Raw genomic sequence first — 14,393 nt, forward strand, 5'->3', positions numbered from 1 at the left:
CTCCCTTATAAATATGAATGGGTCGCGACGATTAAACATTCACTCTCGCCGTCGTAGTCATTGACGAGTTGATGCGAATCGGAGGCGACGTAATAGAGTGTTTCTCCGGTCTTGGCGAAGTACGTATGATTGCCAAGTTTTAGCGCGATGTGCCCCGATAGGACATAGACAAACGTCTCCGATCGCGACGGCTCATATCGTTTGAACTCGCCCTGCTTCGAGAACGTTAGTAAAATGGGTTCCATCTCTTTTTCGTTCGATTCCGGGATGAGCCATTCAGTCCGATATTTCCGCTCCTCGTCGACGTAGATGGTCCGATCGTCCTCGGTATAGATCACTTTTTGATTCACATCTTCATCAAAAAATTCTTTCGGCGAACATCCGAGCACTTCCAACAAGTCGAATAGTGTCTCAAGCGAAGGTGAACTCAAATCACGCTCGATTTGAGAAATATAGCCTTTGCTCAAATCCGTGCGCTCGGCCAACTCTTCTTGCGTCAGCCCTTTCTTGACGCGGAGCCGCTTGATTTTTTGACCGACTTCCAAGTCACAATCCCTCCTTTCAGCTTTGATTCAAGTTTAGTGAAAGATGATTCCAACTAAAGAAAGTTTATAAATACTTAACTACAAAGCGAACTAATAGCGACCTTTATTATAACGGATTGTGTGCAGTTTGCAAGTAAAAAATCACGCCGATTTCCGGCGTGATTTTTAATGGATGTCGCGCTTGGACATCAAGTGTTTGAACTTCTCATTTTTCGTTTGAAACAGGTGGAGCTGGGGGCCGTACGCATCGATTTGTTGCACGACGTATTGGAACGATTTTGCTTCCCCAGGATACGGTTCACCGGCACGGGCGAGCGTCGTCTCAAAATCCTCCCACAGCACTTCAACCCACGTCAACGCCTCGAGCTCGCTCAAGACATCGTTCTTCTGTTTCAAGATTTCTGCCAAGCGCTCGTATTGTTCGGTCCGGTTCATGCTTTCACCTCCGACAGCTCCGAGAGCGGAATCGCATGTTCAGCCGTCTCCCCTTCGAACGTCCCCCAGCCCATGACGCCGTTCACAAATTTCAAACGGAACGGGCGCTCGTTATAGTTGACGATATACGTCGCCCCCGGCTTGAACGATTTCGGGTCAATCAAATAACTCTCGGCAATCGCGATCCGTCGCAAGACGACCTCGATTTCACTGACCATGCCCATCTGTTCGGCTTTCCGCTTCCGTTCATGAAGCGCTCGAATCTCTTGTTCGAGCTCATATTTTGATAAATCGCTCAATCGTTTTTCCATTTCGCTCACCTCTCTTGTAGCGTATCAGATTTTTCTCAGAAAAGAAAAAGGCGAAACTGAAACGATGTTCAGTTCGCCTTGAAGTTGTAGAGCGGTTTGATGATTTGATTGATGGTGACGGCCGGCTCGATATAACGGACGATTTCCTTCATCGACTTATAGACGAACGGTGACTCGTCAATCGTCGATGGTCGGACCGAACTTGACCAGACATCTGCCATCGACTTTTTAAATTCGTTGAAGTCGACGCGTTTTCGCGCGGCCGAGCGTGACATGACGCGACCGGCGCCGTGTGGTCCCGAGAAGTTCCAGTCGGGGTTGCCCTTGCCAGTACAGATGAGCGAACCGTCGCGCATGTTCATCGGAATGATGACCCGCTCGCCGTCCCGCGCCGAGATGGCCCCTTTTCGAAGCATCATCGCGTCGTGATCGATGTAGTTGTGGACCGTATCGAATTGATCGACGACGTTCCAGTTCATCGCCTCGACGATGACGTCGGTCATGGCGAGACGGTTGGCGGCCGCATATTGCTGTGCGATGCGCACGTCGTGCATGTAATCTTCCATCGTTTCCCCTTCGACGTAGGCGAGGTCGCGGAAACGTTTCCGTGCCTCGCGCTCCGTCTCGAGATAGGCCGAGATGTCCTGTTGCCGTCCCGTTGCCTTCATCCGTTCAATCTCGTCTCGAATGTCGACCGTCTTCATCATGTGCTCGACCGCCAACTGTTGATAATGGTCAGCGATTTGGACACCGAGGTGGCGTGAGCCGGAGTGGATGACGAGAAACGTGCGTCCGGCTTCGTCCCGGTTCACTTCGATGAAATGATTGCCCGAGCCGAGCGTGCCGACCGAGCGGAGGGCCCGGTCCAGCTTATACGGCGCCCGCACGTCCTCGAGCGGGAGCTCAGAGGCGTATGGGTGTGCTGTATCCCGGATGTTCATCCCGCTCGGTACGTATTGACGGATGACGTCGTCGAGCCGTTGAAAGTCGATTCGCTTCACCTTGATTTCCGTGCAGAGCATGCCACACCCGAGGTCGACGCCGACGAGGTTCGGTACGACCTTGTCGTGAATCGTCATCGTCGTCCCGACGACCGACCCTTTGCCGGCATGCATGTCCGGCATGATTCGAATCGAGGCGCCTTTCGTGAACGGTTGGTCGACGAGCGTTTGGATTTGGGCCCGCGTCGTATCGTCAATCCGTTCATTGAATACTTTGGCCCGGTTATGCTTTCCGATAATCTCCATAATACCTCCTCAACTGATGGCTTGTTGTTTACTTTGCAGCTCATGCATCCGGGCGTAAACGCCGCCTGCCGCGATGAGCGACTGATGGTTACCCCGCTCGATGATGTGACCGTGGTCGAGGACGAGGATTTGGTCCGCTTCCCGAATCGTCGAGAGACGGTGCGCGATGACGAACGTCGTCCGGCCGTACGTGAGCGTCTTGAGCGCGTCTTGGATGAGTGCTTCCGTCTCTGAATCGACGCTTGCCGTCGCTTCGTCTAAGACGAGGATGGCCGGGTCGAAGACGAGGGCGCGGGCGAAGCTGATCAACTGGCGCTCTCCGCTCGAGAGCGAGGCGCCGCGTTCGATGACCGGCTCGTCTAGCCCGTGTGGCAACTGTTTGACGAAACGATCGGCTCCGACCGCCGTCAATGCGCGCCATACGCGGTCGTCCGAAATCGTCTCGTCGCCGAGCGTCACGTTCGTCCGAATCGAGCCTGTGAACAAGAACGGGTCTTGAAGCACGATGCCGAGATGGGCCCGGACGGCTTGGGTCGGTAGTTTCGTCACGTCCATACCGTCAATGTTGAGCGTTCCTTCTGACGGGTCATAGAAGCGCATGAGCAAGTTCATGATCGAACTCTTACCGCTGCCGGTATGTCCGACGAGCGCCACCGTCTCACCTGGTGCCGCATGGATATCGATGTGTTGGAGTACCGGTTTCCCGGCTTCATAGCTGAACGACACATCGTCGAACACGACCTCACCTTTAAAGCGAGCGATTCGTTCCGCCGACACGTCTTCCCCTTTCTCGTCAAGCAACTGGAACATCCGGTCTGCTGAGACGAGTGCCTGTTGGAGCGGAGACAGCTGGTTCATGATTTGCGTCACCGGTTCGAAAATCCGTGACACGTAATCGATATAGGCGTACAAAATCCCGAGCGTGAGCACGCTCCCCGTTCCGAGCGTCTGCGCACCGACGACCCAGATGAGTAAGGCGAGTGCCATGTTGCGGAAGAAGTTGACCAAGTTGTGCGACATGAGTGCATCCAGTTTGAGCAGCTTCCGTCTTGTTTGGAAGTTGTCACTGTTTTTCTCGTTGAACTCGTCATAGACGAGATCTTCTTTGACGTACGACTGAATGATCGGCATCGTTTGGATGCTCTCATTCAATTGGGCGTTCATATCCGCGACGAGGGCGCGGACACGGAAGTTGTTCCGGGTCGACAGGCGTTGGAACAATTTAATCCAAACGATGACGACCGGGATGATGATGAGCGAGACGAGACCGAGGCGCACGTCCAAGAAGAACATGGCGATCAAGACTCCGATCATCATGACGACGCTTTGGAAAACACGTGCGAGGACGCCCAAATATAGGTCGCGAATCGTCTCGGTGTCGTTCGTGACCCGGCTGACGATTTTCCCGATTGGCGTCTGGTCGAAGTAACGGACCGGAATCGTCTGCAAATGCCGCATGACGTCAAGGCGCATCGTTTTGACGATGTTATGGGCCGAGCGTTGGAGGAGCATCTGTTGCCCCCAGTTCAACCCTGCCGCGATAAGAAGCAAGACGACGTACAGACCAGACAGCAATAGCACGGCCCGCAAATCCGTCTCGTAAAAGCGGAAGACATCGGTCGACGAGAGCGGCACGATGTTGTCATACGTTGCCGTCTCTTCGCTTCGTGTAATGGTGAGGACACCATCTTCGACCTCACGGACGCCACCACTCATGACGGCGTCAGGGACGAGATAATAGCCGTCTGTCGTCTGCACGATCGAGACGGGACGGACGACCGTCTCTCCGTCAACCCTCGTCTCTTTTTCATAGGAGTTTCCGTCAAAAGCGACACTCCCGCCTGACTCGACTTGTACCCAATCCCGCTCAATGGCGACGATGTGGTCGTCGATGATGATTTTGGCGATGTACGGTCCGGCCAATTCGGCGCCGACCGCTAAAAATAGTAAGGTCAAACCGAGGAAAATCGAGCGTCTCACTTGTTTGGCATAGCCGACGAGTGAACGGATCGTTTTCTTCCTGCGGACTGGATCTAATTCATATTGATCGATCATGAGAGATTCCCCCTTTCCCGGATTACTCCGACTCTCCTTGTCGAACGTATTGTTCATAATACCAACCGCGTCGTCCCATCAGTTGGTCATGCGTGCCCCGTTCCGTCACGCGACCGTCTTGTAACACAAGAATCTGGTCGGCGTGGGCGACAGCGGATAGGCGGTGCGCGACGATGAACGTCGTCTGTTCGGCCCGGCTCGTCCGGACCGAATCGATGATGCGCGCTTCCGTCTTGGCGTCGACCGCTGAAAGCGAATCATCGAGCAAAAGGATCTCTGGATCTTTCAAGAGGGCGCGGGCAATCGAGAGCCGTTGTTTCTGACCGCCCGAGAGCATAACCCCTTGCTCCCCGACGACCGTGTCGAGACCGTTTTCCAAATGTTCGATATCGGTATCGAACGCCGCGAGCCGGATCGCCGTCTCGAGATCTTGTGCCGACGCATCGTTTGAGCCGAACAAGATGTTGTCGCGGACCGTCTTCGAGAACAGCAAATGTTCTTGCGAGACGTAACCGCTCCAACCGCGTACCGTATCGAGTTTGATGTCGTGAATCGGGACACCGTTGACGAGTAACGAGTCATCAATCGGATACTCCCGAAGCAATTGACGCAACAGCGTCGTCTTGCCGGCCCCGGTCGGTCCGACGACCCCAATCGTCTCACCACGCGACACGTGCAAAACGATGTCTTCGAGCGAGGCGCGGGTCGATCCTGGATATTGGAACGACAATGATTTGAACGTGATTTTCTCCGGGACGCCGACTTCGACCGTGCCGGTCGAGACGACATCCGGTGTCTCGTTCATCGTCGCTTCGATTCGTTCGAGGCTAGCCGTTCCCCGTTGTACGACGTTAATCAGTTCCCCGAACGCGTACATTGGCCAAATGAGCATCCCGAGATAAATATTGAACGAGACGAGCTGTCCGAGCGTGATGTCATTCGTGAACACGAGGTACGTGCCGAACGACAACCCGATCAAATAGCTCAAGCCGACGAGCAGTTTAATGACCGGTTCGAACAAGACGTCGATTTTGGCGACGTGCATGTTTTTGGCCATGACGTCGTCGGTGATTGTATCGAACTTTTTCGTATCCGCGTCTTCTTGGACGAACGAGCGGACGACCCGAAGGCCTGAAATCGATTCGACGACTTGGTCGTTCATCACGCCAAACGCATCCTGCGCCGCTGTGAAGCGGGCATGGATTTGGCGGCCAAGCTTATTCATCGACCAGGCAAGGAGCGGCATCGGCAGGAGTGCCGCGAGCGTCAATTTCCAATCGATGAACACTCCCATGATGGTGAGAGCGATGAGTGTCATATTGAACGAGTCGACGAGTGTCATGACACCGAATCCAGCCGTCCGTTCCACCGCTTTCAAATCGTTCGTCGCGAGCGCCATCAAATCACCCGTGCGGTGCTGTTGATAAAAGCGCGGTGTCTGCCGGAGCAGATGTCCGAAGAATCGGGCCCGCAGTTTTTTCTCGAGCAGGAACGCCGTCCCGAAGAGGCGGGCAATCCATACATACGAAAGGACGTACGATAATACCATGATGCCGAGCAATGACCCGACAATCATAACAAGCCGTTCTGTCGTCAGGCTGCCTTCGCGAATCGCATCAATCGCCTGTCCGATGATCCACGGCGGGAGCATATCGACGACCCCGGTGATAATCAACAAGATGATGGCGACGATATACGTCCGCTTTTGTCTTTTAATAAACCAATCTAATTGTTTAATCAGTTTCATGACTGATTCCCCCTTTCGTCCTTTCCGCGCACGCAAAAAAGCGCACGTCACCTGATTGTGCAACCAATCGGATGAAGTACGCTTCTGAGTCTTCAGTCTTTTGCATGGTCAGGGAAAGGACACTACCCCTATCCAGCTGCCAAATTATGCAGTCAAATACGAGTAGCCATATGATGTTGTGTGTGTGCGTTGTAGTGTTGGGATGTACTTCATCATGCTGGCTCCTCTCTGTTCATAGTTTGAAAATCTACTAAAACCTTAGCAGACTGTTCAGAAAATTGTCAATATTATTATCGTAAATAATTTGTAACTTTTTACAAGAAGAATGCAGCGAGCATCAAACCGACAAGACCGGTCGCTGTCACGTAATAAATCATTGGCATGAGCGTATAGCGGATAATCGTTCCTTCTTTTCCGAGGAGCCCTGCCACCGAGGCGACTGCGACGACGTTCAAGACGCAAATCATGTTACCGGCGTTCGCCCCCGCCATCTGCATCGACAAGGCAAGTGTCTCGTTGACTCCAACCGACTCGGCGACATTCGTCGTTAAACTCGAGAACATCATGTTCGAGAACGTAGCCGACCCGGAAACGAACGCCCCGAGCGCACCAATCCACGGTGCGACGAGCGGCCAGACGCCACCAAACGTGTCGGCCGCAGCCGTTGCGAGTTCGACCGGCATCGAAGCGAGACCTGCCCCACCATTTTCCGAATGAATGAAAATCCGAACCATCGGCACGGAAGCAGCGAGCGTGATCGCCGTCCCGACGACACCGAGCGTCGTCGCTTTAAACACCGAGGTCACTTGCGACCAACTCATGTTATGGAGGAAGAACGTCGCAATCATCGTCAAGATGAACATGAAGCCTGGTGAATAGAACGGTTCCCACGATGTCGAGATGCCTTCGATACTCAAAATGTTCGGCAAATCGATGCGGACGCTACGCGTCAGTTCGTTCAAGAACGGCACGGTCCGCGTCAACACGAGGAAAATCGTTAAAATCAAGTAAGGGGCCCACGCTTTCCATTGCGGAAGCTCGCGTTTGCCTTTGCCGACGGACGGCTTCTCGAGCGGTTGATCGATTTCATCGGCATAGCCGTCGAACGTCCATAACCGTTTCGGCATGAGGATGCCTTTGCGTGCCATCGTGACGAGAATGATGAGACCCGTCAATGCACCAAGCATACCCCCGAACTCGAATCCGAGGATGAGCGTCCAGATGTAGGCCGGGATGCTATAGACGAGCGCCGCGACGATCGCGATCGGGAATACTTCGAGCGCCGGCTTAATCGATTTTTCTTTACTGAAGAATCGCGTCAGCATCAAGATTAAAATGAATGGGATAAAAAGACCAACGAACATATCGATGAGCACCGTCTGCAAGACGACGGTTGTCAAAAACTCAATCGTCTCGGGTTGGTTGACGTCAAGTGACAGCCCGTTCCCAATCCCGATTAAGGCCGGTGTTCCGACCGCGCCGAACGTGACGGCCGATACGTTTGCCGACAAGGCGATGACAACGGCAGCGATCGGCGTGAAGCCGAGTGCGATTAACAGTGGTGCCGCAACCGTGGCCGGTGTACCGAAACCAGATGCGCCTTCGATGAATGAGACGAACAACCAACCGACGATGAGCACTTGAATCCGGGGATCGGGCGTAATGTTGATGAAGCCGGAACGGATGGCGTTCATGCCGCCGCCCTCTTTCATCGTATTCATCATTCCAATCGCACCGTAAACAATCCAGACTGTCGTAACGGCGATGACAAGTCCTTGTAGCGTCGCCGCCATGATTCGCGTCGCGTCGAGCTGCCAGACGAAGAACGCAAGTCCAGCCGTCAAGACAAGAGATAGTGGCATCGCAACCGACGCCGGTAAACGCATAATGACCAATAAGATGAGCACTGCCACAATCGGCATCAGTGCTGTAATCCATTCAAAAATCGTCAATGTAGACCCACCTTTTCAGTTTTTTCCCCTACCGTAAAAACATCTCCCATTATGACTCTTGTTCAGCGAGCCTCTCTAACGCCCTCTCGATCACCTCATACGGAAAACCTTTGCGACGAAGCTGCATCTTCATCCGTTGTTTCCGCTCATATGGGGCGTACCCGCTAAACTTTCGATTCAGTTTTTCAGCCTGTGTCAGACAAGCTGAAAGTTCAACGTCCTCATCCTCGTTCTCCCAAAACGTGAGAATCGCCTCTGAAATGATATCAAACGAAAATCCCCTTTGCATCAGGGTTTGTTGAATTCTTTGTTGCACTTCTGTGGCGGAACGGCGATTTGTTTCCATTTGTTTCCGATTTACGAACTTTCCGGCCTTTTCAAGCTGGTCTTCGTGCGAGATGGCGGCGATGACGTCTTCGATAAGATCCGGAGCGATTTGAAGCTGAGCGAGTTCTCGTTTGATTTTCACGGGTCCGCTCGGGCTCGTATTGAACTTTGTCTGGGTGTAAGCTTTGGCGAACTCGGCATCGTTCAAATAGCGCTGTTCAATCAAGCGTTCAATGACGCGTTTGATGGCTGACTCATCTATCTCTTTCTTCACGAGGTAGTCACGCACCTCTGAGACGGCACGCATTCGATACGATAAATAGTTGACGGCCGCTTTGTACGCTTTCTGTTCTTCTTCCGCTTGAAGGACGTCCCGGACGAAATCGTCCTCGAGTTCCATCCCTTTCGTCAATTCGTATTTGATGAAGACGTCGAGGTCGATGGCAAACGCGAATTCCTCCCGTCCGTCCTTTTCGACAAAGACGTTCAATCGATCTTGATTTTTCTTCTGGGTCGTAAACTTGGCGATTTTCACAAAATCCCTCCATTTCCTGCTTCTAACATATCACGTTCCCCGTTCGGGCAGGATTTTTGATAAGTTAGAAGAAGGGGTATTATCTGTACAAGACATTCCTATAGTCCTCATACCCGTTTTGAAATCGCTTAAAGGATATTGGAGGGAGACCCATGAAAATAGCAATCACTGGTGGTACCGGATTGATTGGCCGACCGCTCGTACGCGCGCTCGCCGAAGCCGGACATCAAGTCGTCGTATTGACGCGCCACCCACGTCCGCGGCAAGGAGGGATCTCGTTCGTCGAATGGATGACGCCCGATAGTCATCCTGAATCCGAGCTTCAAGACGTCGATGCCATCGTCCATTTGGCAGGAGCCTCGATCAACGACGGACGTTGGACGCACAAACAAAAGCAAGCCATTCTTCAAAGTCGGATCGATGGGACGAAAGAAGTCGTCCGCATCATTAAAAATATGAAACGCAAGCCGAGCGTCGTCATCAGCGGGTCCGCCATCGGGATATACGGTGAAGATCGATCCATCACGTATTCGGAAGCGACACCGCTCCCCGACCGAACCAACTTTTTAGGCAACGTCTGCGTGTTGTGGGAGAAAGAGGCGCAACCCGTTCAAGACATGGGCATCCGTCTCGTCACGATGCGGACCGGTGTCGTCTTATCGAATGACGGCGGCGCCTTCCCGCTCATGAAGTTGCCGTACACGCTTGGTATCGGTGGACGACTCGGCTCCGGCAAGCAATGGGTGCCGTGGATTCATTTAGACGACCTCGTCCGTCTGTTCGTCCATATCCTCGAGACGAGTACGATCGAGGGACCCGTCAATGGCACGGCACCGACGCCTGTCACGATGGACGAATTCGGGAAGACGCTAGGCCGGGTGATGCATCGTCCCCACTGGGCACCCGCCCCGGCGCCGCTCCTCAAGCTCGCACTCGGAGAGAAGAGCGTCATCGTCCTCGAAGGAGCGAAAGTCGTTCCGACGAAAGCCCTCAACCACGGTTTCCGGTTCCGTTATGAAACGTTAGAACCCGCCCTGAAACAACTACTTCATTTGACTTGAAAGGAGCTAGCACGTGAGTAATTTGTTAATTCGTAACGCCCATATCTATCCGATCACCGCACCACATTTTTACGGGGACCTTCGCGTCAAAGACGGCAAAATCGTCGAGATGGCGGACTTGTTGGACCCGCTCGACGGAGAGACGGTCATCGAAGCCGAAGGCAACTTCTTGTTCCCCGGCTTCATCGATGCCCACACCCATCTCGGACTGTATGACGAAGGGACGGGTTCAGTCGGGAACGATGCGAACGAGACCGTCGAGGCGATGACCCCGCACGCACGGGCCATCGATGGCGTCTATCCGCTCGATGAGGGCTTCCGGGAAGCGCTCATGGCCGGGGTGACGGCCGTCCAAGTCATGCCTGGCAGTATGAACGTCATCGGCGGCGTGACGAGTGTCATCAAAACCCATGGCCGCTTCATCGAGGACATGGTGCTCCGCCGCTATGCCGGCCTGAAACTCGCGCTCGGCGAGAACCCGAAGCGCGTCCACAGCATGGGGAAATCCGGCGAGTTGACCCGGATGGGAATCATGGGCTTGTTGCGTGAAGCGTTCCGGACCGTTGATTCGACAAAGACGATCGGCACGTTCGGTAGCCAGATGATTCAATTGGCGCTCGATCGCAAGATGCCGATTCGTGTCCACGCCCACCGCGCCGACGATATTTTATCGGTTGTCCGCTTCGCACAAGAGTTTGACCTCGATTATCGGATTGAGCACTGTACGGAAGGACATCTCGTCGCCGAAAAGTTGCGCGAACTCGGTGTCAAACATGTCACCGTCGGACCGACGTTCACACGGAAGTCGAAAATCGAGCTCCAAAACAAGACGTGGGAGACGTACCGAATCTTACATGAGCACGATATGATCGTCTCCATCACGACGGACCATCCTTATACGCCGGTTCAATATTTGAATTTGTGCGCCGGTCTTGCTGCCCGCGAAGGGCTTCCCGTCGACGTCGCGCTCCGCGCCATCACGATTCATCCGGCTGAATCGCTCGGAGTAGACGACCGCATCGGCTCGCTCGAAATCGGCAAAGATGCCGATCTTGTCCTATGGAGCCACTTCCCGCTCGACTACATGTCGAAGCCGATTATGACCATCGTCGACGGTCACATCGTTTACTCGACGAGCCGCTCGAAAACGCATCACGAGATGTGAGTGACACCAGTCGTGAAAGCGCTCTTATTTTTTTTTGTGAAGTTGCATTTTATTTACTTGCTTTTTTAAAAAAACTATATAAAATAATCTTGTAACTTCATAAAAGGGAGCAGCCAAGGCAAGTTCGAACAACGAAGCCAGAAGTATGCTTTCGTTACAACTATTCTTCAGCGGTCTGAAATAGGAGGAGGAATGTAAAGGTGCTCAAATTTCGTGAGCTTACCGACTGCGCGGAGTTGTTCGAACTGATGCAACACCCAGATGTCTTTCCATATGTCCGTCAAAAGACGGTCCACTTTGACGAGTTTTTATTTAGCACGAAGCAAATCATCGAGCTAGAAGAGCAAGGAAACATCATCTCACGTACCATCACGAACGAGTTTGGCACCCCAATCGGGACAATCAGCTTGTTCGATGTGGAATCCGGCTATGGATTCCTCGGGACGTGGCTTGGCAAACCGTATCACGGCAAAGGTTACAATCAAGTCGCGAAAGAAGCGTTCTTCTCAGAACTTTTCTTCGAACTTGACATTGAAAGTGTATTTTTGAAAATCCGTCAATCGAATGAGCGTTCAATCGCGGCGGCGGAAAAACTGCCGTACGCTTTCTGCGCCAATGAGATTCGGTCTGAATTACTAACTGAAATCAATCAAGGTGATGTCGAATACGTTCTGTATGAAGTGTCGAAGTCGAGTTTCCAACTTTACTTGCACTCACTCCATGCGCCTGAATTCGACCATACGTACGAAGCTCAGCTCGAAGCATAAGCCAATTCTGACAAAGAATTGGCTTTTTTGTGGCGTTTTTGTGTGGATTTCATGAGGACAACTTTACGACAATAAATATTTCTGTTCTAATTCGGAGAGATAGGTATGATAGAAGTATGAGGGAATTATCACACGTCCTCGTTAACCGTTTTGTAAAGGAGAATGCCCAATGTCAGAACCAACGTTTCGCATCTTAGTGACCGATGATGAAGAACAAATGCGGGATTTACTCGTTTCGAACTTAGAGAAGGAAGGATACGAGACCGTCACAGCAACGAACGGTCTCGAGGCAATCGACTTATTGAAAGAACAGTCGTTCCACCTCGTGCTGCTCGACGTGATGATGCCTGAACTCGACGGCCTAACGGCATGCATGCGCATCCGTGAGTTCTCGAACGTGCCGATCATTATGCTAACGGCCCGCTCAGAAGAACTCGATCGCATCCACGGCTTGAAGATTGGCGCGGACGACTATATCACGAAGCCGTTCAGCCCCCGCGAGTTGCTCGCTCGAATCGAAGCGACGCTTCGTCGGACGCATAATTTCTCGAAAGAACAAGAAACCACGTTCGATACCGGAGTCTTGTCGATCGATATCGATGGCCGTGCGGTCAGCGTGAAAGGCAAAACGGTCAACTTGACCCGGAAAGAGTTCGATTTGCTCTACTTGTTCATCACGAACGAAGAGAAAGTGTTCTCGCGTGAACAATTGCTTGACCAAATTTGGGGGACCGAGTATCACGGCAACCTCCGAACGGTCGACACCCATATCAAGACACTTCGTCTCAAGCTCGGCGAAGCGGGTGGCTACATCCAAACCGTCTGGGGGATCGGCTATAAGTTCGAGGCGACCGTATGAAGCAATACACGATCCGGAAGCGGATTTGGATCACCATCTGGACCGCAAGCCTCTTCTCCGCGTTCGTGTTCATCATCATGACGTTTTACTTGTATGACAAGTTTTATATTCAGACGCAAGAAGAACTGCTCATCAACCGCGGAGAGAAGCTCGTCACCATCTATAAGGCGGACGGCTTCTCTGACGCGTTTTCCGACAGTATGACGTACACGAACGAACTGACCGAGACGAAAGTGTTTCTCTCGTCCGTCCGGGAAGACAGTCTCGGATCGGGCAAGACGTTTTTACGGGAGCAGGACCTCGCCAAGTTGCAAGACGGCTATGCGATTTCTGTTACCCGCAAGCACCCGACCGAAGACGTCGACATCCTCATGTCCGCCTTCCCGCTCATCCGAGACGGCGAACTCGATAATGCGCTCATCCTGTATATGGAGCTGAGTAAAATCAGTGAACCGTTCCAACCGATTCGGCTCATGATCACGTTCTTGCTCATCTTGATGATCGTGAACTTACTCATTTTCGGCACTCAGATTATCGATACAATCATCCAACCGCTGATTCAAATGAAACGAGCGTCCCAAGTGTATGCTAAAGGTGATTTCTCGCACCGCATCCCCATCTATTACGATGATGAGATTGGTGAGCTTGCCGAGACACTGAACCGGATGGCCGAATCGCTCGGTCTCGTCGAAGAACAACGGAAAGAGTTCTTGGCGAACGTGAGCCACGAATTGCGGACGCCACTGTCGTATATTCGCGGTTATACCGAGATGCTTCAAGACCCGTCGCTCGATGACAAAACGAAAGATCAATATTATGAGATTATCGAGAGCGAGACCGAACGGTTGCAACGGCTCGTCAACGATTTGCTCGACTTGGCCCAACTCGAGCGTGATTCGTATCCGATGACGAAAGAACCAGTCGTCTATTCGCAAGTGCTCGAAGACGTTCTCTATCGCTTCGAGCCGATCGCGCGGGCGAAAGGCGTCACCATCGAGACGGACCTCGACTTCGACTTGATTATTCTCGGGGACCACGATCGACTCGAGCAAGTCGTCGGGAATTTGCTCGATAACGCGCTCCGCTATACGGAAGCCGGCAAATCGATTCATGTGAAGACGTATGCGACCGCGAACAATGCCGTCACCGAGATTCATGACGAAGGCCGGGGCATCCCGAAAGAAGACCTCGATCAATTGACGAAACGATTCTATCGCGTCAATAAGTCACGGACACGCGAAGACGGCGGGACCGGACTCGGGCTCGCCATCGCCAAACATATTATGGAGCGCCACGGCGGCTCGATGCACTTCGCCTCAGAAGTCGGCAACGGGACGACCGTCACACTCACGCTCCCCCTTTTACCGGACGAAGATATTTAAAAAAC

Annotated in this window: 13 protein-coding genes; 5 read left to right on the forward strand and 8 right to left on the reverse strand. The window is 52.7% G+C overall.

Going from position 1 to position 14,393, the window contains the following annotated elements; translation table 11 throughout:
• Positions 1 to 5 precede the first annotated feature (5 nt).
• The 8 genes from KNP71_RS11530 to recX all read right to left on the reverse strand — a co-directional run bounded on the left by KNP71_RS11530 (position 6) and on the right by recX (position 9,154).
• Positions 6 to 545 (reverse strand): helix-turn-helix domain-containing protein, encoded by a 540-nt coding sequence (locus KNP71_RS11530; RefSeq protein WP_029596017.1) that lies wholly within the window; start codon positions 543 to 545, stop codon positions 6 to 8.
• 165 nt (positions 546 to 710) lie between these two features.
• Positions 711 to 980: a YfhJ family protein gene (locus tag KNP71_RS11535; RefSeq protein WP_021067754.1), complete on the reverse strand. Its 270-nt coding sequence runs from the start codon at positions 978 to 980 to the stop codon at positions 711 to 713.
• Entirely contained in the window at positions 977 to 1,291 is a 315-nt protein-coding gene (locus KNP71_RS11540; protein ID WP_021067755.1) for a YfhH family protein, read from the reverse strand. Before KNP71_RS11540 ends, KNP71_RS11535 begins: the two co-directional genes overlap by 4 nt.
• Positions 1,292 to 1,359: 68 nt before the next feature.
• The gene (locus tag KNP71_RS11545) at positions 1,360 to 2,541 is read right to left on the reverse strand and encodes an RtcB family protein (protein WP_029596018.1); all 1,182 of its coding nucleotides are present in this window, start codon (positions 2,539 to 2,541) and stop codon (positions 1,360 to 1,362) included.
• Positions 2,542 to 2,547: 6 nt separating this feature from the next.
• Positions 2,548 to 4,593, reverse strand: a complete 2,046-nt coding sequence (locus KNP71_RS11550; protein WP_029596019.1) for an ABC transporter ATP-binding protein — start codon at positions 4,591 to 4,593, stop codon at positions 2,548 to 2,550.
• A 22-nt stretch (positions 4,594 to 4,615) separates the two neighbouring features.
• Entirely contained in the window at positions 4,616 to 6,340 is a 1,725-nt protein-coding gene (locus tag KNP71_RS11555) for an ABC transporter ATP-binding protein (RefSeq protein WP_214756668.1), read from the reverse strand.
• 314 nt (positions 6,341 to 6,654) lie between these two features.
• Positions 6,655 to 8,292: an L-lactate permease gene (locus KNP71_RS11560; protein WP_214756669.1), complete on the reverse strand. Its 1,638-nt coding sequence runs from the start codon at positions 8,290 to 8,292 to the stop codon at positions 6,655 to 6,657.
• A gap of 49 nt (positions 8,293 to 8,341) precedes the next feature.
• The gene (gene recX, locus KNP71_RS11565) at positions 8,342 to 9,154 is read right to left on the reverse strand and encodes a recombination regulator RecX (protein ID WP_021067760.1); all 813 of its coding nucleotides are present in this window, start codon (positions 9,152 to 9,154) and stop codon (positions 8,342 to 8,344) included.
• A 152-nt stretch (positions 9,155 to 9,306) separates the two neighbouring features.
• Between recX and KNP71_RS11570 the strand changes: the two genes are divergently transcribed.
• From KNP71_RS11570 to KNP71_RS11590, 5 genes are all read left to right on the forward strand, one after another.
• Positions 9,307 to 10,215, forward strand: coding sequence for a TIGR01777 family oxidoreductase (locus tag KNP71_RS11570; protein ID WP_021067761.1), 909 nt, complete (start codon positions 9,307 to 9,309; stop codon positions 10,213 to 10,215).
• Positions 10,216 to 10,228: 13 nt separating this feature from the next.
• Entirely contained in the window at positions 10,229 to 11,380 is a 1,152-nt protein-coding gene (locus KNP71_RS11575; RefSeq protein WP_021067762.1) for an amidohydrolase, read from the forward strand.
• A gap of 200 nt (positions 11,381 to 11,580) precedes the next feature.
• Positions 11,581 to 12,147, forward strand: coding sequence for a GNAT family N-acetyltransferase (locus tag KNP71_RS11580; RefSeq protein ID WP_021067763.1), 567 nt, complete (start codon positions 11,581 to 11,583; stop codon positions 12,145 to 12,147).
• A 169-nt stretch (positions 12,148 to 12,316) separates the two neighbouring features.
• The gene (locus tag KNP71_RS11585; protein WP_131472982.1) at positions 12,317 to 13,006 is read left to right on the forward strand and encodes a response regulator transcription factor; all 690 of its coding nucleotides are present in this window, start codon (positions 12,317 to 12,319) and stop codon (positions 13,004 to 13,006) included.
• The gene (locus KNP71_RS11590) at positions 13,003 to 14,388 is read left to right on the forward strand and encodes a sensor histidine kinase (RefSeq protein ID WP_131472983.1); all 1,386 of its coding nucleotides are present in this window, start codon (positions 13,003 to 13,005) and stop codon (positions 14,386 to 14,388) included. The genes KNP71_RS11585 and KNP71_RS11590 overlap by 4 nt, the downstream gene beginning before the upstream one ends.
• Positions 14,389 to 14,393: the final 5 nt, after the last annotated feature.

Source organism: Exiguobacterium sp. s56, assembly GCF_018618255.1.
GTDB classification, from domain to species: Bacteria; Bacillota; Bacilli; order Exiguobacteriales; family Exiguobacteriaceae; genus Exiguobacterium; species Exiguobacterium chiriqhucha.

Coding starts and splice junctions, on each gene's coding strand:
- KNP71_RS11555 (WP_214756668.1), bottom strand. CDS start 6,340: ATGAAACTGATTAAACAATTAGATTGGTTTATTAAAAGACAAAAGCGG.
- KNP71_RS11540 (WP_021067755.1), bottom strand. CDS start 1,291: ATGGAAAAACGATTGAGCGATTTATCAAAATATGAGCTCGAACAAGAG.
- KNP71_RS11585 (WP_131472982.1), top strand. CDS start 12,317: ATGTCAGAACCAACGTTTCGCATCTTAGTGACCGATGATGAAGAACAA.
- KNP71_RS11570 (WP_021067761.1), top strand. CDS start 9,307: ATGAAAATAGCAATCACTGGTGGTACCGGATTGATTGGCCGACCGCTC.
- KNP71_RS11590 (WP_131472983.1), top strand. CDS start 13,003: ATGAAGCAATACACGATCCGGAAGCGGATTTGGATCACCATCTGGACC.
- KNP71_RS11535 (WP_021067754.1), bottom strand. CDS start 980: ATGAACCGGACCGAACAATACGAGCGCTTGGCAGAAATCTTGAAACAG.
- KNP71_RS11550 (WP_029596019.1), bottom strand. CDS start 4,593: ATGATCGATCAATATGAATTAGATCCAGTCCGCAGGAAGAAAACGATC.